At 41.5% G+C, this 20,777-nt stretch carries 19 protein-coding genes; 8 read left to right on the top strand and 11 right to left on the bottom strand.

Going from position 1 to position 20,777, the window contains the following annotated elements:
• Window positions 1–125 precede the first annotated feature (125 nt).
• The gene (mutS, locus tag MB09_RS12330) at window positions 126–2,741 is read right to left on the bottom strand and encodes a DNA mismatch repair protein MutS (protein ID WP_045081221.1); all 2,616 of its coding nucleotides are present in this window, start codon (window positions 2,739–2,741) and stop codon (window positions 126–128) included.
• Between the two features lie 233 nt (window positions 2,742–2,974).
• On the opposite strand from mutS, the gene MB09_RS12325 reads away from it, so the two are divergent.
• Window positions 2,975–3,523: a TrmH family RNA methyltransferase gene (locus MB09_RS12325; RefSeq protein ID WP_045081220.1), complete on the top strand. Its 549-nt coding sequence runs from the start codon at window positions 2,975–2,977 to the stop codon at window positions 3,521–3,523.
• 23 nt (window positions 3,524–3,546) lie between these two features.
• On the opposite strand, the gene MB09_RS12320 is transcribed toward MB09_RS12325, so the two are convergent.
• A complete protein-coding gene (locus tag MB09_RS12320; RefSeq protein ID WP_045081219.1) occupies window positions 3,547–4,458 on the bottom strand; it encodes a geranylgeranylglycerol-phosphate geranylgeranyltransferase in 912 nt (303 codons plus the stop codon).
• 50 nt (window positions 4,459–4,508) lie between these two features.
• Entirely contained in the window at window positions 4,509–5,447 is a 939-nt protein-coding gene (locus tag MB09_RS12315) for a mevalonate kinase family protein (protein ID WP_045081218.1), read from the bottom strand.
• 216 nt (window positions 5,448–5,663) lie between these two features.
• Between MB09_RS12315 and MB09_RS12310 the strand changes: the two genes are divergently transcribed.
• A complete protein-coding gene (locus MB09_RS12310) occupies window positions 5,664–6,806 on the top strand; it encodes a hypothetical protein (RefSeq protein ID WP_131459916.1) in 1,143 nt (380 codons plus the stop codon).
• Window positions 6,807–6,911: 105 nt separating this feature from the next.
• On the top strand, window positions 6,912–10,178 hold the full coding sequence (locus MB09_RS12305) for a CHAT domain-containing protein (RefSeq protein ID WP_045081216.1): 3,267 nt from the start codon (window positions 6,912–6,914) through the stop codon (window positions 10,176–10,178).
• Between the two features lie 66 nt (window positions 10,179–10,244).
• On the opposite strand, the gene MB09_RS12300 is transcribed toward MB09_RS12305, so the two are convergent.
• Window positions 10,245–11,321, bottom strand: coding sequence for a diphosphomevalonate/mevalonate 3,5-bisphosphate decarboxylase family protein (locus MB09_RS12300; RefSeq protein ID WP_045081289.1), 1,077 nt, complete (start codon window positions 11,319–11,321; stop codon window positions 10,245–10,247).
• A gap of 165 nt (window positions 11,322–11,486) precedes the next feature.
• Here MB09_RS12300 and MB09_RS12295 point away from each other — a divergent pair, with 165 nt between their 5' ends.
• From MB09_RS12295 to MB09_RS12285, 3 genes are all read left to right on the top strand, one after another.
• Window positions 11,487–12,956 carry a T9SS type A sorting domain-containing protein gene (locus MB09_RS12295; protein WP_045081215.1) on the top strand — a complete coding sequence of 490 codons (1,470 nt, stop codon included), beginning with the start codon at window positions 11,487–11,489 and terminating at the stop codon, window positions 12,954–12,956.
• 218 nt (window positions 12,957–13,174) lie between these two features.
• Window positions 13,175–13,366, top strand: a complete 192-nt coding sequence (locus MB09_RS12290; RefSeq protein WP_045081214.1) for a hypothetical protein — start codon at window positions 13,175–13,177, stop codon at window positions 13,364–13,366.
• A gap of 230 nt (window positions 13,367–13,596) precedes the next feature.
• Window positions 13,597–13,941, top strand: a complete 345-nt coding sequence (locus MB09_RS12285; protein ID WP_045081213.1) for a cupin domain-containing protein — start codon at window positions 13,597–13,599, stop codon at window positions 13,939–13,941.
• A 60-nt stretch (window positions 13,942–14,001) separates the two neighbouring features.
• Here MB09_RS12285 and MB09_RS12280 read toward each other — a convergent pair whose 3' ends face one another.
• Both MB09_RS12280 and MB09_RS12275 read right to left on the bottom strand, forming a co-directional pair.
• Complete coding sequence (locus tag MB09_RS12280) at window positions 14,002–14,859, bottom strand: T9SS type A sorting domain-containing protein (RefSeq protein WP_045081212.1); 858 nt, start codon at window positions 14,857–14,859, stop codon at window positions 14,002–14,004.
• Between the two features lie 106 nt (window positions 14,860–14,965).
• Entirely contained in the window at window positions 14,966–15,271 is a 306-nt protein-coding gene (locus MB09_RS12275; protein ID WP_045081211.1) for a hypothetical protein, read from the bottom strand.
• A 340-nt stretch (window positions 15,272–15,611) separates the two neighbouring features.
• Between MB09_RS12275 and MB09_RS12270 the strand changes: the two genes are divergently transcribed.
• Entirely contained in the window at window positions 15,612–15,758 is a 147-nt protein-coding gene (locus tag MB09_RS12270) for a hypothetical protein (protein ID WP_205618098.1), read from the top strand.
• Window positions 15,759–15,836: 78 nt separating this feature from the next.
• On the opposite strand, the gene fabD is transcribed toward MB09_RS12270, so the two are convergent.
• From fabD to MB09_RS12250, 4 genes are read right to left on the bottom strand one after another with little or no spacing between them, the layout of a single operon-like run.
• Window positions 15,837–16,718: an ACP S-malonyltransferase gene (gene fabD, locus MB09_RS12265; RefSeq protein WP_045081209.1), complete on the bottom strand. Its 882-nt coding sequence runs from the start codon at window positions 16,716–16,718 to the stop codon at window positions 15,837–15,839.
• 37 nt (window positions 16,719–16,755) lie between these two features.
• Window positions 16,756–17,601 carry a fructosamine kinase family protein gene (locus MB09_RS12260; RefSeq protein ID WP_052671389.1) on the bottom strand — a complete coding sequence of 282 codons (846 nt, stop codon included), beginning with the start codon at window positions 17,599–17,601 and terminating at the stop codon, window positions 16,756–16,758.
• A 60-nt stretch (window positions 17,602–17,661) separates the two neighbouring features.
• Entirely contained in the window at window positions 17,662–18,147 is a 486-nt protein-coding gene (locus MB09_RS12255) for a dihydrofolate reductase (protein WP_045081208.1), read from the bottom strand.
• Complete coding sequence (locus tag MB09_RS12250) at window positions 18,144–18,581, bottom strand: 2TM domain-containing protein (protein WP_045081207.1); 438 nt, start codon at window positions 18,579–18,581, stop codon at window positions 18,144–18,146. The genes MB09_RS12255 and MB09_RS12250 overlap by 4 nt, the downstream gene beginning before the upstream one ends.
• Before the next feature lie 75 nt (window positions 18,582–18,656).
• Here MB09_RS12250 and MB09_RS12245 point away from each other — a divergent pair, with 75 nt between their 5' ends.
• Entirely contained in the window at window positions 18,657–19,748 is a 1,092-nt protein-coding gene (locus MB09_RS12245; RefSeq protein ID WP_131459914.1) for an aminotransferase class V-fold PLP-dependent enzyme, read from the top strand.
• A 58-nt stretch (window positions 19,749–19,806) separates the two neighbouring features.
• On the opposite strand, the gene MB09_RS12240 is transcribed toward MB09_RS12245, so the two are convergent.
• Window positions 19,807–20,775: an L-histidine N(alpha)-methyltransferase gene (locus MB09_RS12240; protein WP_045081205.1), complete on the bottom strand. Its 969-nt coding sequence runs from the start codon at window positions 20,773–20,775 to the stop codon at window positions 19,807–19,809.
• Window positions 20,776–20,777: the final 2 nt, after the last annotated feature.

Here is a 20,777-nt window from a genome sequence, read left to right as displayed (position 1 = left end):
GATAGCTATCGGGAGAGCTATTTTCGCAGAATATTTAATGAACGTCGCTTCCTAAGCAAAGCGGGAGCAAATTTAAAAATTTTACTTCAAAAGCAAAGTGTTTTTTGATAAATTATTGCTGAATTTTACTTTTTCATTTTAACCGAAGCATTGCGCTGCAGCATTCTGCGGATTTCATTCAGCTTCATCAACGCTTCTACCGGCGTAAGTGTGTCAATATCAATATCTAAGATTTCCTCACGAAGTTCTTCCAGCAATGGATCGTCCAGTTTAAAAAAGCTCAACTGCATCTCTTCTTTGGAAACAGTCTTCATTTCCTCGGTCAATTCTTCGGAAGCGTGGCTCTTTTCAAGCCTTTTTAGGATTTTATTGGCCCGTTGGAGCACCGCTTGCGGCATTCCCGCCATCTTTGCCACGTGAATTCCGAAACTGTGGTGGCTTCCGCCGGGCACCAGTTTCCGAAGAAAAAGCACGTTATCCTTCAACTCCTTTACCGAAACATTGTAGTTTTTGATGCGCGCGAAAGTCTCGGTCATTTCATTCAACTCGTGATAGTGGGTTGCAAAAAGTGTTTTTCCACGCGAAGGATGCTCGTGAAGGTATTCACTTATCGCCCACGCAATGGAAATTCCATCATAAGTACTGGTGCCGCGGCCAATTTCATCCAAAAGAATCAAACTCCGCTCTGAAAGATTGTTCAGAATACTGGCCGTTTCGTTCATTTCGACCATAAAGGTAGATTCGCCCATCGAAATATTGTCGCTCGCTCCTACTCTTGTAAAAATCTTATCCACACATCCCATTCGTACCGCCGAGGCCGGAACAAAACTGCCCATTTGTGCCAAAAGCACAATCAAAGCCGTTTGCCGAAGAATGGCCGATTTACCGCTCATATTGGGCCCAGTAATCATAATGATCTGCTGGTTTTCCCTGTCGAGAAAAACGTCGTTCGCAATATAGGGCGCATCGGGCGGAAGCTGTTTTTCAATAACCGGATGGCGGCCTTCCTTTATGTCCAAATCGAAAGTGTCATCCAGCAATGGCCGTGTGTAATTGGCCTCTTTGGCTTGGGTTGCAAACGAACACAGGCAATCCAACTGCGCAATCAAGGCCGCATTTTGCTGCACCGAACCGATAAACTGAAGCATCCAATCTACCAGTTTTGCAAAAATCTCCTGCTCCAAGGCGAGGATTTTTTCCTCCGCGCCCAGGATTTTGGTTTCGTACTCCTTTAATTCTTCCGTTATATATCTTTCAGCGCTTACGAGTGTCTGCTTGCGGATCCATTCCGGCGGAACCTTTTCTTTATGGGTGTTTCGCACTTCAATATAATAGCCAAAAACGTTGTTAGAAGCTATTTTCAGCGATGAAATACCCGTGCGCTTGGTTTCGCGTTCCAGCATTTCGTCCAAATATTCCTTTCCATTTGCTGAAATATTCCGGAGCTCGTCAAGTGTTTCCGAAAAACCTTCGGCGATGCTATTTCCCTTTAGAATATTTACGGGCGCTTCCTCGAAAAGAGTTTCCCTTATTTTGTTCCGAAGCAATTCGCAGTCGTGCAGTTGTTCGCCGATAATTTTTAGCGATTCGTTTTTGGAATTCAGTGCCAACGCTTTTATGGGAACGACCGCTTCCAAGGAATTTTTAAGCTGAATAACCTCGCGCGGGTTCACTTTTCCGGTTGCCACTTTTGAAATCAATCGCTCCAAATCACCGATGCGCTTGGTGTATTGTTGGATCTTTTGCAAGGTAACCAGGTTGTCCAATAGAAAGCTTACTACTTCGTGTCTGCGGTTTATTTTTTCAGCATTTTTAAGCGGAAGCGCCATCCACCGCTTTAAAAGCCTTCCGCCCATGGGCGAAATGGTTTTGTCTATCACATCCAAAAGCGTAACCGCGTTTTGCTGGTTGGAATGGTACAGCTCCAAATTTCGAATGGTAAAACGATCCATCCAGACGTATTCGTCTTCGGCAATTCTGGACAATTTTGAGATATGTTGCAGTTTGGTGTGCCGCGTTTCGCTTAAATAATGAAGTGCCGCACCGGCAGCAATTATGCCTTCTTCCAAATGATCCACGCCAAAACCTTTCAAGTTTTTTACATCAAAGTGTTTCGTGAGCGTTTCAAAGGAATAATCGGTCTGAAAAATCCAATCCTCCAAATGGAAAACGTGATAATTATCGCCGAAAGTTTCAGAAAAGAGCTTTCGTTTCTGTTTTGAAAAAAGCACTTCGGAAGGGTTGAAATTCTGCAGTAATTTATCCACATATTCCGCAGAACCTTCCGAAACCAAGAATTCGCCCGTGGAAACATCCAAAAAGGAAACCCCCAAAGCCTTTGCCCCAAAATGCACGGCGGCCAAAAAGTTGTTTGATTTTGATTGTAAAATATCATCGTTAAAAGCAACGCCGGGAGTAACCAATTCCGTAACGCCGCGTTTTACGATGGTTTTGGTCATTTTTGGATCTTCCAGTTGGTCGCAGATTGCCACGCGGCAGCCTGCCATTACCAGCTTGGGCAAATATGTATTTAGCGAGTGGTGCGGAAATCCCGCGAGCTCAGTCCGATCGCCACCGTTGTTACGATGGGTGAGCGTAATGTTTAGAATTCCCGCTGCGCGCACGGCATCTTCCCCAAAAGTTTCGTAAAAATCGCCCACGCGAAACAGCAGCAAAGCATCGGGATACTTGGCCTTGATCGTGTTGTACTGCTTCATCAACGGGGTTTCCTTCTTGGGCATTTTTTATTGTTTATTACTATTGTTTATTATTTATTGTTATTGTTTATCGAAGCTATAAATGTAACGAAATTGCTTTTTTCTTTGAAATGAAGGGGTTGTGAATTATTGGGTTTTATCAACAATTTCCATCCAACTTTGCGCCTTTGCGACTTTGCGTGTAAAATTCTCTCGCAAAGCCGCAAAGCCGCAAAGAGCTTTTTCCAATTAACTTTTAACAGCTAACTTTGCCCCCTATGAAAAATCGCAAACTAAAAAACAGCGAGCTGGACCGCATCAACCCTGAAGAATACAAAGCTTCGGAAAAAACGCCGCTGATCATTATTCTCGATAATATCCGAAGTTTGAACAACATCGGCTCCGTTTTCCGTACGGCCGATGCCTTTTTGGTGAAGAAAATCTACCTCTGCGGCATTACCGCAAAACCGCCACATAAAGACATCCAAAAGACCGCTCTCGGCGCGACCGAAAGCGTGGATTGGGAATATGCCGAAAATATTATGGAAGTGGTTGCCAAACTGCAAAGCGAAGGCGTTTTTGTAGCATCCATCGAGCAAGCGGAACTCGCCGTAAACCTCAACGATTTTTCCGTTCAAAAAGAATTGACTTACGCGGTGATTTTCGGGAACGAAGTAAAAGGCGTACAGCAAAAAGTTGTTTCCGCCAGCGATGCTGTTATTGAGATTCCGCAGTTTGGAACGAAGCACTCCTTGAATATTTCGGTGAGCGTGGGTGTTGTGGTTTGGGATCTCTTTGTGAAGCTCGACGCAGTCGGTAGTGGTTAGACGGTAGTCGGTGGAGAAATGTTCTAAGCAAACCTGTTCAGCAATAAATCTACGTGGATTAAAACGATGCTAAAAACGCCGATGACGATGGCGAATTTCAAAATATTATGCAGGGCCATATAGTGTATCTTGTTTTTTGAATACCACAAAACCGCTAGAAACACGGCCAAACCGGCAATGCTTGCGTAAAAATAATAATCCATATAGCCTATTTCTTCCTTGAATTTTGTGATGAGCAAGATGATTGGCACCAAGGTCAATATGCTTAAAACCGTCAACATTCTTTTTGAGGTTTTTTCGCCATAGACCACTGGAATGGTATTGTAACCGTGCACCAAATCGCCTTTTAGGTTTTCGAGGTCTTTTACCAGTTCGCGCATTGAGATTAGCAGAAACAGGAAAGTGGCGTGCACAAAAATCACAATGTCGAAATTTGCGTAGTGCACAAAAATTGCGAAAAAAGGAATTACTGCAAGTATGGCCGCCGTAATGTTTCCTATAAATGGATATTTCTTCAATTTATGTGAATAGAACCACAGGAAAAAAATATAGATCGAGAAAAACAGCACGGCCCGAAAAGAAACATAGCTCGCAAAAATGACCGACAAAAAGTTGAGCACAAAATAGGCAGAAAGCTTGGTGCGTTGGCTTACCAATTTATCGAGCATCGTTTTTCGCGGGCGGTTAATTAAATCTTTTTCACTGTCATAAAAACTATTTATGATGTAACCTCCAGCGATTGCAGAAGATGAGGCCAATACTAACATTAATAAATTCACATCAAACAAAACCTGCCGTACGGGCAAGTCTGGCGCCAAGATGTAAATACTGGTAAGGTATTGGGCAATTACAATAATGAGAATATTATAGCCGCGAACCACAGAAAACAGGCTGAAAAACTTTAAAAGAAAGAGTTTTTGTTTTCGGTTCAGCATAAAATTTTAAAGTTGAAGAAATCTGAAAGAAATTTCAGAGAAAGTCATTCCTAAAAACTATAAACCACTTCCAGTTTATAATCTTTTAGGGCTTTTCGGGCTTTGTCAATATCTTCTGTAAAGCCCAGCATATACCCGCCACCGCCGCTACCGCAAAGTTTCAGATAATACGCATTGCTGTCTATTCCCTTCTTCCAGAGTTTGTGGAACTGCGCGGGAATCATCGGTTTAAAATTATCTAAAACTACCTTTGAAAGCTGCTTGATGTTCCCAAAAAGCGATTTTACGTCGCCTTGCAGGAAATCCTCTACGCAGGCATCGGTATGTTTTACAAACTGATCCTTCAGCATATTTCTAAAACCTTCCTGCTTCATATTCTCCATAAAAATCTGGACCATCGGTGCGGTTTCGCCCGTGCTGCCACTGTCCAATAAAAATACGGCGCCTTTACCGTTTTCGGTTTGCGAAGGAATGCCCGCTGGTTCAATATTGTCTTTGGAATTGATTAAAATGGGAAGGCTCAAATAACTGTTCAACGGATCCAATCCTGAAGATTTTCCGTGGAAGAAAGATTCCATTTCAGCAAAAATTGCTTTTAAAGCAAGTAATTTTTCACGGGTTAGGTTTTCGAGAACGGTAATCTTCTCATTGGCATATTTATCATAAATAGCCGCTACCAAAGCGCCGCTACTCCCCACGCCATACCCCTGCGGGATGCTGCTGTCAAAATAAAGACCGCTATCCACATCGGCCTTTAATGCTTCCAGGTCAAAGGAGACCAAATTGGGCTGCTCTGCCTGAAGCGTTTCCAAATACTCTGCAAATCGTTTAAGACTGGCGTTTGATTTGTGTGTGGAAATGGTATGGTGCTCGTCTATTTTCAGGGCACCGTTATAAAAATTATACGGGATTGACAGGCCTTTGGAATCTTTGATAATTCCATATTCGCCGAAAAGTAAAATTTTTGAGTAAAAGAGGGGGCCGCGCATAGGTTGTGTTATTGTAGCTATAAAAATACGGTTTTTTATTTTTTAAACTGAAATCTGCTGCAAAGATAACCATTTCAACAATTATATTTTCAGAAAGAAGTGTGAATAAACTGCTCGCAAAATTTTCAATAAACTGTATTTGAGCTTCGTATTGTGTTTTGATGACAATTAAGGGGATTGTTCGATGTAGAGATGTTAAGTTAAAAACACCAACTCATGAAAGCTGTCATCTCTCTTTTCTCCTTCGTTTTATTGTCTATTTTTTTCACGGCTTGCTTCCAGGGAAATAAGGAACAGCCGAATGTGGGTGATGGGGATAATTTTGAAAATTATTCCTATGAGGAAAATGAGGCGGTAAATTATGAACCTATAGATAACCAAATGGCTAAAAACGATGCAATGAAATATTTTAACACCATAGATTCCCGAAATGGAATAGTGATGTCCCGCATTCCCCTTCCTTCGTCTTGGCAGAAACAAAATGGCGGTGATTATCTTTACACCGGTCCGAATGGAATAAAAATTCACGGAGAGCGCGGCGGCAGTTTTATCTTTTCCAAAGATCCGCAGATGAACCAAATGTATCAACAGAGCGGAATGCAAGTGCAGCTTCCAAAATCCATTGAGCAAGTTATCAACGAAGGCTTTATGGAATACGCCGACAAAATAAACCGAAAACTTGTGCGGAAATACCCGATGCCGCAAATTGCCGCGTGGGACAAACAATTTGACGACCAACTCTACAAAAGTATGCCATCACAAAAAACTTTCACAGTTATGGGGCTGGAATGGCGCGATCCTGATGGCACTTCATTTTTAACTATTCTGCATCATTTTGTTTCGTATGACCAGTATGGGGGTTATTGGGGCATAACCTATTCGGTTTTGGAAGCTTCCGAAGGTGCTTTTGATCAAGCTAAAACACAATACATCAACGGGCTTTTAAACCAGCAGATAAATCCACAATGGTTACAGGCCGTTAACCAAAAAGACATGCAAATTGCGCAACAGAGCAATGCCGCCCACCAACAGCGGATGGCCAACATAAAATCCTTTGGCGATCAGAACACTGCGCGTTTCAATGACAGAATGGCCGCGATGGATCAAAATATGGCAAGCTGGCGCGCCAATCAAGCCGCAAGCGATCGCAATCAAGAACAGTTTGTAGATTATATTTATGGAAACACTAACGTAAGCGATCCAAATACCGGGCAAACCTACAAAGTAGAGGCAGGAGCCAACCAATACTGGATGAACAATCAAGGCGAATACATTAAGAGCGACAATTCACTATATAATCCCAATCTGGATCAGAACATCAACAACCAGACCTGGACGGAATACGAAGAACAAAATTGAATTTCACCGAAAAATTCGACTGCACCACAATTCTACAGAAAATAAATTGTATCTTTCTTTATCTATCCCCGGACTCGTTCTGTTTTTTTGAAGTATTATTCCATTATGGCATTTAAAATCCGGAGATTCTCTTTTGTTACTCAATTGTTATTTCTTTTTACGTTTTCAGTGGTATTTTCACAAGAAAAGAATGTTGGCGTAAAGGAAATACAAACCCTTATTGAACAGGATTCCTTAGCACAGGCACGGGGCCATATAGCCAAAAACATCAATTTCTATAAAACGGCAAAGAACTACGATAGCCTGTATGCTTATATTCAGTTTGAAGGAAGTTTTAAGTTGAATAACGGCAATAAGAATCTTGCCGTGAAAAAAGCTGAAAATCTTACGAAAGAGATAAAAAAATACGCCAACCCACACTTTGTAGTAGAGGCAATAACCGAATTGGGGTGGATATACGACGATGCTGGAAAGCATCAGGAAGCATATAATCTCCTTAAATCGGCAATCCCATTCGCCCAAAAAAACCCAGAACCCAACAATATTGACCTTGCAGGTCTAGAGTACCGTCAGGGATATTATGCATCAAAATTGGGTGATTTTCCCTTGGCAAAATCCCATTACCTCAAAGCGCTGAAAATGTTGATAAAAAGCGGGCAACCAGACTATGTTTTCTATAACCAAGTTTATAATGCCTTGGGAGGGATGATGTGGCAGGAAGCAAAACTGGATAGCACCAAATATTACTTTCAGGAAGCCATCAAGGTTTTAGAAAAAACTGACGAGACCGATATAATGAACCGATACTATCGGCCTGCATTGATCAAGATGAACCTCGCCGTTCTGTGGAATGCCTTGGGAAAGAACCAAGAGGCCATTGCCATTTCAGAAGAATCGATCGCGGGATTTCAGGAATATATAAACCGCGCTACCGACGAAGCCCGCACCTACAAAGCCAAAAGTCACCAATGCGTAGTAATAGATAATATGGCTACGTTTTACAATACGCTGGGAGAACATTCTCGTGCGCAGGAACTCATTGAATATTCCTTTCAACAAAAAAAGAAGCTTTTTGAGCCCAACGATATCAATATTATTATTTCAAACATTATTCTTGCAGAGGCAAAAACAGCCAGCCGTGATTTTGAAGGTGCCGCCAAAAATGCCGACACCGCATTGCAGCTACTAAAAAGCAGCGCCAGCGCAGATCTCTATTGGGAGGCTGCGGCCCTTTCCACCCGCGCAACCATCTATGAGCACATGGACGATATTGAGAACGCCGCGATTTATTATGAAAAGGCCAGAATAGTGTACCAAAAAACGATGGGCACTACTTATACCAAGGATTTTTTGGATAATATTTTGGAATATTCCCTTTTCGCAGCTAAAAACGGTAAAAGGGAAAAAGCGCTGGCTTTGGCCAATGAAACCTATAATTTTACCCATAACGGAGACTTTAAAAACACCTTGCAGGAATTTTACCACACCATAAATCTTGCACAGGTGCATTTCCTTTTAAAGAATTATCCGGAGGCCGAAAAATACAGTAATGAAGCCCTACGTTTTAATATTCTAGGCGAAAGCCGGAAGATAAGCACCACAGATTCCATCCTCAGTCAATATAGGAAACCACAAGCTTTATTGATAAACGCGAGTTCGAAATACTATATGGCGGAAAGTAAGAATCCATTTTTCTTAAAAGAACTTTTGCAACAAATAGAAGAAGGAATTTCTATTCTGGACCAACGTAAAAAAATAATTACCAATCATGAGGACCTCACCCTACTAATAACCGAAAACGAAGAGCTATTAAGTTTTGCCGAAAAACTCCGGCTGGAACTTTTCGAAATCACCAAAGATCCATTGTATTTAGATAAGCTCATTGCTCTTCACGAATCCAGTATCTACAGCCGTATTCGCTCACGGCTCAATCTGCGGGACAATGTTCAGTTTCAACACATCCCCGCCCAGGTATTGGAACGGGAAAAAACCTTGAAAGATAAAATGAAATCCTCCTTAAACGATTCTGAAAACAGTAGTCTCTCCTCATTTTTTGAGGCATCCGAAAACTGGGAGGACTTCTTGGATTCGCTGAAGCAACATTTTCCCAAGTATTATAAAATGCGCTATGCCACTTTGGAAGAATCAGTGAATGATCTTCAACAGAAAATCCCTGGCAACACCACTGTGGTACGCTATATTTTTATTGACGACCAATTGTATGCCTTTGTAGTTTCCGCTTCCTTAAAAAAGATGCTGCGATTAAATTATAGTTCGGTTAAAAACCACATCCCAAAGTTAAAGAATGATGAATTTTCGGTCGAAAAAACGAGACCGCTACTTTATGAATTATACAGGGCCCTTTGGTTTCCCTTGGAAAAGTACATACTTACACCCAAGGTTGTCATTGTGCCGGACAGAGAACTTTTCAATTTAAGTTTTGAGACGCTCACGCCCAAGCCCATAAAGAATTTTCAGGAAATGGCAACCAATAGTTTATTGGCCAATTATGATATTTCTTATAATTTCAGCCTATTGCTTTATAAAGACAAAGGGAAAGTCGCAGATTATTCCTCTGAATTTATCGCCTTTGCACCCGGTTTCAACACAAAGATGAAAGAGGAATACAAACTGGCTATTAAAGATTCCGTAAAGCTGGACAAAACCTATTTAACATTGCTGCCACAACCGTTTAGCGAGGATTTGGTAAAACAGTATTCTAAAATTTTTGATGGCGATTATTTTATAAATGAAAAGGCTAGCAAAGAATTATTCATAAACCGCGCGAAGGAGCATAAAATAATTCATATTGGCACCCATGCCGAGAGCAATAACCTAAGCCCGGAGCTCAGCCGACTTATTTTTGCGAAAAAGACCACCGGCAAAGAGAATTATGATGAAAACTCACTTTATTCCTATGAAATTTACAATATAGATCTATCTTCCAATCTCGCCATTCTCACCGCCTGCGAGACTGGAAAACCAACCTATCAAGCCGGCGAAGGGATGATATCTTTGGCCCACGCCTTTAATTATGCGGGAAGTGAAAGCATTTTGACAAGTCTTTGGGAGATTGATGAAGAATCCAGCGCAAAAATCGTTACGTTGTTTTATGATAATCTTTCGCAAGGAATGCCAAAGGATGAGGCTTTGCGTGAAGCCAAGTTAAGTTATATTAAAACCGCCGAAGGCCGCACCGCCTCTCCACAATATTGGGCAGGCCTTGTTCTAATAGGCGATACCGCCTCTATAGATTTAAGCAAAGATGTAGCTTGGTGGTGGTATTTATTGGCGGGCGCTACTTTAATGGTTTTGTTGTTTTTAATCTATTTCACCCGAAACTCTACTTTTGAACGATCGACAAAAACTTAAAAATCCTTCCTTTTTGTTAAAGAAAAAGCCTATTTCTATCGTCGAATAAAACCTTTATCTTGAATTTCAGATCCGCACAGCGCCAAAGCCAATCTCATCTTCAATAAACTCCCCATTTTTGCAATACTGCGAAAGTTCATTTGCTATGAATTTTAAAACACTTTCTTTTTCACTTTCGGGATAGAGCACGTGTACATTAGCACCCGCATCAAGTGTAAAGCAAAGCTTGCTGTCGGTTTTTTCACGGAACTTCCAGATGTGGTTGATAATTTCCAAGGTATTCGGTTTCATGAGGATGAAATAGGGCAGGGAGGTCATCATCATAGCGTGCAGGGACAGGGCTTCGCTTTCAACAATTTTAATGAATTGAGGAAGGTCGCCATTTTTAAAAACGGGAATCAACTTTGAAAGATTATCTTTTGCCTGCCGAAATCGCTCCGCAGCAAAAGGGTGGTCCACCATCAAATCGTGGCCAAGTGTGCTGCTCACTTGCTTTTCACCTTTGTCAACCAATAAAATGGTGTCTTGATAGTTTCTGAAATTTTCGTGAATATCAAAAGGGTATTTTGTGCCAAAAAGATTACTGCTGCCGTCAATTTCTGGATGCTCTCCCCAGACTATCAGCGGACCTTCCACACTGCGGCAGGCGCTGCCCGAGCCAAGCCGCGCTAAAAAGGAAGCTTTTTCCTTGAAATAATCATCGGTAATTGACGGTTGCATGCGCTGTTCCATTTCCATTAAACAAAGTGATAGGGCACTCATTCCGCTGGCGGAAGAAGCTATGCCGCTACTATGCGGAAAACTGTTGGAGGTTTCAATTTTAAATTTGAAATCCTTTAAAAATGGCAAATACACTTCCACTCTTTCAAAGAATTTATTGATTTTCGGTTCAAAGCCTTCTTCCCTTTTTCCATCGAGAAAGACTTCAAATTCAAATCCTTCAGATTGCTTATTTTCAAATGAGACCGAAGTTTTGGTGTTGCAGTGCTTCAATGTAAAACTTACCGAAGCGTTCATGGGCATTTGCTCGCCATATTTCCCCCAATATTTTACTAAGGCAATATTACTTGGAGCCTGCCAGCTAACTATTCCGGAAGTAAGAGAATGTTGGTAATTGCAAACAATAAATTTGTGCTGCGGCATATACATCAGGGATAGGAAGCAAATGTAATGCAAAATAAATTGTAATGGAAATGATGACAATGTAAACCCAGATTCGATATATAGGTAGCACTCAACCTACCCGCATTGCATAAAGTTGGCTTTTGCTTAATAATATTTTTCATAAACCAGTTAAAAACAGCCATAATGAAAACAAAAAAAATACTCGCCAATAAATTTTTAAACAATCATACCTTAAAAACGTGTATTGTTTTTTTTATACTAATTAGCACTACACCCTTGATCGCCCAAAACTGGATGCAATTGGGAGGTGATATCCTGGGACAAGAGCCTGACGAAAAATGCGGGGCGAGCGTAAGCACAAGCCAGGACGGTCTTACAGTGGCAGTTGGCTCACCCTTTAGTGTTGATTCCAATAGCTATTGGGCAGGAAGCGTTCGAGTCTTTAGATACAATGGAACAGATTGGACCCTAAAGGGGTATCCACTTACCGGGACCACCACGGATCGGGGTTTCGGTATTGAAATTTGCCTAAGCGCCGACGGCAATAGAATTGCCATTTGCGCCTCTGGTGGAGCACAAGGGGAAGATGCCGAGGTAAAGATCTATGAATATAATGGTAGTGATTGGGAACAATTGGGCAACACCTTGCTTTGGAATTCCATTACCCTCTATGAAGGTTCTGTAAAACTAAGCCCAAGTGGAGACGCGTTGGCCCTGGGCGATATTGGGAATTCCACAAACGGCAACGATTCCGGCCAGGTTAGAATTTACACCCTAACTGGCAATTCCTGGCAGCAGCGCGGCAGCGCAATAAACGGCTTGGAAGACGATATAGCAGGCGACGTTTTGGACCTAAGCGATGATGCCAATACCATTGCCACGAATTTTGGCAAAGCTATTCAAGTTTATACTTGGAACGGGTCAGACTGGGCGCCAAAGGGCAATCTATTCAACACTTATGATTACGACGACGTTACCCTCGGAATGAATGGCAACATGGTAGTGGTTTCGGGTGCCGGTATCAATGGCAATGGGGGCGCACAGGTATTTATGTGGAACGGCTCATCTTGGATTATGCAGGGAGCTTTAATAGAAGGCCCATTGGGTTCGGGCATAGGCTTTTCCGCTGCCCTAAGCAATAACAACCAAGTGGTGGCTTTGGGAGGGCCAGGTGCAAATAGCGGTTTGGGCGAGGCACGTATATATATGTACAACGGTACAGATTGGTCGCAAGTGGGCAATACCATTGTGGGAGAATCCTCATTGGAATATTGTGGTTATTCCGTTAGTTTAAATGGCGCTGGAAACATAATTACTGTAGGTTCGCCTACCTATTTGTACGGAAATTATGGGTTGCCCGAACGCGCTCGTATCTTTAGGAACGACGAGGTTCTGGGCAATGAGGTTCCGGAGGATTTAATCTTTGAATCCTACCCTAACCCAACCCGGGGCAGTTTCATCATAAAATTGGGAAAAACATATCCCGAAGTTAATATAACGGTATATAACATACTTAGGGAGATAATTTCAGAAAAACAATATTACTTTACTAATTCAATAACTCAAGAAATCACTGGCGCCGCCGGTGTTTATATAGTGAGGGTAAGCACTGGCATTGAGGGATCAAAAATTCTAAGGATTATCAAACAATGATCCCATAAGCTTGTGGGGCCGTGAAAACGGTCGGAATGCCCCCTGGAATATGGGGGCATTTATTCGAAAATATTCTTCATACGGGCTAAGCGTAGTAATGTATCACTTTCAGTATGCTAAATTGATACCCTATCCAGGTTTAACCCAGCTTTAACGCTATTTCTTTGGAATTGGCCCCAAGCCTTTGTTTCTTTGCCCAAACCCGATAAACAAAAGTTATGAAGTTAGTTTCAGTGAAACGACAAACAAAAACAGAAAAACGATTTACAGAAAAGATGGGAATGTTCACCACCAGTGTGATCTACATCAAAAAAACCTTTTTGAAAGTGCCATTTAAAACCCTTCACAAATACCGCGAAACCTATTATGGCGAGGTGAAGGACTGCGAAGATTGCAGGATTAGCGCATAGATATTTAAAATTTAAAGTATAGTATTAAGGATTGAACCAATCTTTATACAAGTAGAAACACCGGATGATTAATTTCATTCGGTGTTTTCGTTTTTAATTTTGTGTGCATTATTTAGAAAAATAGCCGGTCCAATCATTTTCGTTAAAGTATGCGCTCGGTCATAGGTTTCGATTTTTGCTATGCTTAATTTTGAAGAAATTTAAAAAAAGGAAAATTTAAAAATATAACTATGAAAACAGCATCACTTATTAAAGATCTGCAATACAATGATACCAAACCGACCATCCAAGTTTTAATTGACACCGAGGCCTGCAAGGAAATTAGAATTACATTTAGGGAGGGCCAGATTATGAAGGAGCACAAAACATCGTTCCCCATAGTAGTCGAAATTTTTGAAGGCGCAATCGATTTTGGCGTAAACGGAACTATTTGCCATTTGAAAAAGGGAGATTTGGTTGCGCTTGAAGGCGGTGTGCCCCACGATTTAAGAGCATTGGAGACCAGTACGGTACGGTTGAGCCTCAATAAGGCAGATTCCACAAAACGGGTGGAAGACGTTGCGAAAAATTCCTAAATGTTGTTTAAAATCAATTAAATTATGAGTATTGGGTGTTTTGCGAAAATTTAATACCCCTCATTGCTTAATTATTTTTTTAACGATGGTGAAATTATCCCGTTTTATTTTTAAAAAATACGTTCCAGAAGATAATTTAGAGATGTCCACAGTATCGTCATTATATATAATTTTCAAGGCTTTTCCTGTAACATCACAAAGTGTAAGCTTGTCAATGCTTAGTCCATTTGGCATGTTCAAATGGACAGTATTAATTGCAGGATTGGGATAAATCTTGATATTTTCTTTTGAGAATTCTGTCGTGGATAATGCATCATCAACTACTAAATTAATTAAATGCCGTGAATTGGGAGCGCCCAGTGCCGCCACGGGAGTGGGTTGGGTAATCCCGCAATTTTCGGATGCCCAATAATTGGTTTTAGTGTCTTCCTCGGTAACGCCTAAATATAAAGCGGCTCCGTCGGTGCCCGGTTGCACTATACTCACTACCACTGATGTTAGAGCAGAAACCACTATTGGAACATCAAAATTTGCGCGAATTATCTGATTAATATTTTCTGGATCCACACTCACAGTGCCAGACGCTAAAGGTTGTGGAGGATTGGTAATATCATAACCATCGGGAAAATCCATGTATTCGTATGCATATATCTCAAGTTCTTGAAGTTCATCTATGGATTGAACACCAAATTCTACACCCACCAAGGCTACGGGTGTATTTACGCCTTCCTCATCCAGAATGTAATTCCGGAACCAATGATTTTCTCCACCGGCACAGGATAAGCCTCCTGTGGGCAATAATATTTGATTAGTGCTCTGGGAGAGGATTAGCTCGTTTTCTGAACCTTCGCGTTGAGCTGTTATGGGTGAAATGATAGAAATGCTATATATAACAAATAAAAAAGTAATTTTTTTCATAGGGTTTAATCTTTAGAAGTGTAAAATGAAAATGTGAATTTCTAAAATTCCTTATTACCGGCGTGTCTTCTTTGGTTCATGATTAGTACAGCATCGATTTTTTAAATTAGGGACAAAAAGGTTGTGTTCCATTATAACATATCGCATCGGGCTGAATATAAATGCAACCTCCTGTGGGAGTAGGACAAGCACAAGGCAGAGGTGGATCTTCGAAGCTTAGACATCCATTTTCTAAAATTATGAGCGTACTTTCTCTGGATTTCTCGTTTAACCACTGCTCAAAATTTGTAATATCCTGATGATTTGGACTTAACCTACTTATTTCTGTTATGTTGTGTTCTTCTTGGAAGCTTTGAAGAGCTAATATACCCAGTACTATTATTGAAAACATACTAAAAATGATTTTTATCATGTTTTTATATTTTTAATTACTATTCTTTTATATAAAAATACAAAAAATTCATATTAATTCATTTTTTTAACCTGAATTTATTAAGTTTCCAACTAAATTTTCTGGCAGTATTTAGGGTTAAGAACGTTTTAAAAAGTTACTTTCAGAGTACAATATTCGTTTAATTTCATTTCATTTCAATTCCTTCCAATAATTTAAATAGTGCGGCCTACTACGGTACGATTGAGCCTCAATAAGGCAGATTCCACAAAACGGGTGGAGGATGTCGCGAAAAATTCCTAAATATTGTTTAAATCAATTTTGTATACCTTCGGCAACTGCTGGCCTGATCGGCCCACAAATGGTTGCACAAACCGATTACGCAGCAAAACACAAAATAAATATGGAAAACGCGACCCATATTGTTTGGGCCACTGGAGGAGACTTGGTTCCCAAGGAGGAGCGGAAGCTGTTCTACAATAGGGGAACGGACAATTTGATCAATTGAGATGAAACAGTTTTTTAAATAAAAAAGTTCTGAATAATTAATTTTATCCAGAACTTTTTATTTTTCGAATCAACGAATTCACACCTCCGCTTTTTCAGTTTCCACAGAACCATCAATTTTTTTAACCAATCCCTGTAAAACATTTCCGGGACCTACTTCTATAAATTTCGTCGCGCCATCCTTTATCATATTTTGAACACTCTGCGTCCACTTTACGGGAGCGGTGAGTTGAAAGATGAGGTTTTCTTTTATTTCTGAAGGATCAGTCACGGCAAAAGTTGAAACATTCTGATAAATTGGGCAAGCTGGTGCGGTGAATTGGGTGGCTTCAATGGCAGCCGCCAGTTCTTCCCGAGCAGGTTCCATCAACGGGCTGTGGAAAGCGCCGCCAACGGGCAGTATCAATGCTCTGCGTGCGCCAGCTTCCTTTAAACTTTCACAGGCTTTTCCCACGGCATCCACATCGCCCGAAATTACTAATTGACCCGGGCAATTATAATTTGCGGCAACCACAATGCCCGGCGTGTTGGCGCATATTTCCTCAACTAAATGATCGTCCAGTCCCAGAACTGCTGCCATGGTTGATGGTGTTTGCTCACAAGCCTTTTGCATTGCCAAGGCGCGTTTGTAAACCAATTGCAGGCCATCGCTAAAAGCAAGCGTTCTGTTGGCCACCAAGGCCGAAATTTCACCCAAGGAATGTCCGGCAACCATATCTGGCTGGAACTTGCTGCCCATCACTTCCGCCAAAATAGTGGAGTGTAGGAATATAGCTGGCTGCGTTACTTTGGTTTCCTTCAGTTCGTCGGCGGTACCCTCAAACATTATTTTGGTAATATCAAAACCCAAAATCTCGTTGGCTTGTTGAAACAGCTCTTTCGCCTTTGGGGAATTTTCGTAAAGATCTTTGCCCATTCCCGTAAATTGGGCACCCTGTCCGGGAAATATATATGCTTTCATTGTCGATTGGTTTAGAAATACAAAAATAGGATTAATTCTATGAATATTTTTTTATTGCTGAATTGACCTGCGGCAAATAACCACTTCCAAAAAGGTTGAGGTGTACCAACAAATAGTATAATTGCCAAAGGGGAAGCCGTTCCTTCCAGCCTTCGCCTAAAACAAAAAGAGCATTGTAATTGGAGAAAATTTCATCTGAAAACCCACCAAACAATTTCATCATGGCAATATCCATTTCGCGCGGCGCAAAGGCTACGGCAGGATCTATCAAAACCGGTTTTCCAGTTTTGGAAACCATATAGTTGCCGTTCCAAAGATCGCCGTGGACTAAAGCCGGGGGCTCCTTCGGGATTGCTTCGGAAATATTCTTAAAAAATCCCTCTAAATTTTTAAAGCGAAAACCGTTGTCCGCCGCCATTTTGAACTGTGGTTCCAAACGTTGTGAAATATAAAACTCCGAAGCCGAACCGCAAAAACTATTTCTCTGCGGAAGACTGCCAATATAGTTGTCGTGGTTCAATCCAAAATTTTCGGCAGTTGTTTTGTGCAATGTCACAAGAGCCTCGGCAAATTTTTCCGAAAAGTTTTTCGATGGTTTTCCCGAGGGATTGTATTCCAATATTAAATAGGCCGTGTTTTGATAGGTTCCTGTGGCAATCACCATTGGAATTTTAAAACTACTGTTCTCTTTCAGCAATTGCAATCCCTTTGCCTCCGCTTCAAACATAGCGGGGAATTTTGAGGTACTGTTAATCTTGACCACAAAATTTCCTTCGGAACAATTTAGCAGAAATACTTCGTTGATGTCACCGCCCGAAAGGGGTTTGCTATCGTGACAATTGAAGTTATTTTGGGAAGCAATATGTTTTAAGATGGTTTTCAAAAGAGTTTTTTTTGGAAGCAAAACCCCAAAGCTTTCAAAAACCTTTGGGGTTGGAGTTCATTATTTTCGTACCCAAGTTTCATACGTAAAGGAATAGTTATGCCTTTCGTCCTTGGGATGTTCTTCTTTGGAAATAAGCTCCCATTTCTCCTCTGAAAACTCGGGAAAAAAAGTATCGGCATCGGCAAACGTGCCGTGTACGCGGGTAAGCTCAATTTTATGGGCAAAGGGAAGTCCCAATTTATAAATTTCGCCACCGCCAATGATATAGGGCTGCGCATCTTCCTTTGAAATTTTCAGGGCCTCCTCCATATCATGGACTACCACGGCACCTTCTTTTTTATAGTCCTTGTTTCGGGTGATGACCAGATGGGTCCTGTTGGGAAGCGGTTTCGGAAACGACTCAAAAGTCTTCCGCCCCATAATGATATAATGGCCGGTGGTCAGTTTTTTGAAGCGTTTAAAATCATCCGGCAAATGCCAAAGCAGGTCGTTGTCCTTTCCCAATTCGTTGTTCTCGCCAGCGGCGGCAATCATGGTAATCATTGTACGTCGGGCGGTAGCGGGTTGTTCAGTTCGTTTTTTTTTGAAGTGTCCGGTGGGGTTGTGGGCAATTGCAGCTCGGCATCCACTTTTTTCTGCAGTTCGGCCATGCGTTCGGCTTGGCGGGCCTTCAGTTTCTCGAGTTGGCGGTCTTCCCATTCCTTGTCCATGAATTTGTTCATCACAAAAACGTTGAAAAGATGTATGAGAAATATAAAAGTCCAAATTAAAATGGCCCAAATAAACCAATCCTTTATAAAGAAATCATTGCCATAGCCCAGCAAAGGATTGATGATTATTAACAGCACCGAACCCACCAAAAACAGTATAAAATGGCGCATCAGGTTTTTTTTCTGTTTGATGCGGCGGCGGGCGTACTCATACTGCTCGCGCTGTTCGGCATCAATTCTTTCGGATTTTTTAGTTTTTGAAAACATAGTTGGTTACTTTCGTTGTAAATGCAACAATCGCTGCTAAAATCAGTCTTGTAAAAATACCGAAAATTCACCGTTTTGCCATTACTTATGGAAGATTTAAGAAAACACTTTCCCGCCCTAACATCCTGTATCTATTTAAACACCGCTTCCAATGGCGTGATTCCCAAGCCTGTTATTGAATGGCGCCGCCAGCACGACCTCGATTTGATGCACCATGCCAGTGTTTTTCGCGATAAGCATAAAATTCATATTGAACAGATTAGAAAAACGGTGGCCGGGTTTTTTGATGCTTCGGCCGAGGAAACGGCTTTGGTCCCCAATTTTTCCTTTGGTATAAATACAGTCTTGGAAGGACTTCCCAAAGGCCAGAAAATTCTACTTTTAAAGAATGATTATCCCTCGGTAAATTGGCCCGTGGAGACCCGCGATTTTGATGTTTGCTATGCCAAAATTGATGAGAAATTAGAACGGAATATAGAGGAGGCCCTGGCAAGGCACCGGCCCGATATTTTTATGTTCAGCATCGTGCAGTGGCTCAATGGCATAAAAATAGATTTTGAATTTTTGAAACAGTTAAAAAGCTATCATCCCAACCTACTTTTGATTGCTGATGGCACGCAATATTTGGGTACGGAGAATTTCAGTTTTGCCGAAAGCGCGATTGATGTTTTGGGGGCGAGCGCCTACAAATGGCTAACGGCGGGCTATGGCAACGGTCTTTTTATGGTGAAGGAAGCGGCGCGTGAAAGGATTTTTCCAAAGACCATCGGGTTCAATTCTGCTGAACGGTTTGAAAGTTTGGCAACGGAAACTGCTTTTATGAAGCATTTTGAACCGGGCCATCAGGACACCTTAAATTATGGCAGTTTGGAGCAGGCGCTGTTGTTTCAGAAAAACTTGGGAAGGGAAGATTTATACCAAAAAATAGCTTCCCTTTCAGCAAAGGCGAAGGAACGTTTCGCCGAAATGGATTTATTGGGAAACGATACGCTGCTCCGCGAAAAGCATTCGTCCATTTATAATTTGAAAGGGGATCAAGCGCTTTTTCAGAAATTGCAGCATAATAATGTTATCAGTTCGCTTCGGGGTAGCGGGATTCGCGTAAGTTTTCACTATTACAACACCGAAGATGAATTGGAAAAACTTGTTGAAATTTTAGGTCGATGAAATGAAAAAATTAGGATGTTATAACTTACGTCATCCCGCACCCAGCACCCAGCAGCCATCAAACCTTCCGAAAGGCATAATTTTTATAATACCCCTTTTCGTCCGTAAAGGAGGTTTCAATTTCGAGTCCCGATTGTTCCGCGAGCCACTGCACTATCTTATCGTCGTATTTCTGTGAAATTTCGGTGTGGATGGTTTCCCATTGTTCAAAATTTACCGTTAACCCCAACTTTTCGATGCTTGCCTGCATTGCTTCGGTTGCCACCAAAAAACTTTTGGCAGTGCCTGTCTCTGGATTGTACGCTTCCCAATGTTCGAATTTATCCACATCAAAATTTCCGCCCAATTCACGATTTATGCGGGTGAGAATATTTTTGTTGAAAGCTGCGGTAATTCCGGCTTCATCGTTATAGGCATCGAGGATGGTCTGCGGATTTTTCTTTTGGTCGAAACCCATGAAAAGCAAGTCATCGGGCAACATGGCGTCTTTCAATTTTGTAAGAAATTCGATTGCCTTTGGGTGTTTTAGGTTGCCGATATTGCTTCCCAAAACCATAATTACCTTTTTGCGTTTGTTGAAACCTTTCAGCCTTTCGAGGACTTCAAAATATTCGCCCACTTCGGCATCCACCGTTAGGGCGGGCATTTCGGTAGCGAGATTTTCCGAAAGCTTTTCCACCGCATTTTCACTGATGTCGATGGGTTTGTAAACGAAATTGAAGTTGTGGCCTGCCATATATTTTAGCAACACCTTTGTTTTTTTGCCGTCGCCGGCGCCAAGTTCAATTAAATCCAAACCATTTTCGCGATCGCGAAAGAGCTCTCCGATGGTCTCCGTATGGGAGGAAAGTATCTGAAATTCACAGCCCGTGAGATAATATTCCGGCATGGCCATGATATCCTGAAAAAGTTTGTCGCCTTTTTTATCATAAAAATATTTGGACGATAGATATTTGGGAAATGCACTCAGACCTTCAAAAACTTCTTTTTTAAAAGGAGTGTCCAATAGTGTTGCGGTAGTTGCCATAG

This window comes from Aequorivita vladivostokensis (genome assembly GCF_000952855.1).
GTDB classification, from domain to species: domain Bacteria; phylum Bacteroidota; class Bacteroidia; order Flavobacteriales; family Flavobacteriaceae; genus Aequorivita; species Aequorivita vladivostokensis.
Note: the sequence above shows the minus strand (reverse complement) of the source record. Positions and strands in the feature narration are given on the sequence as shown.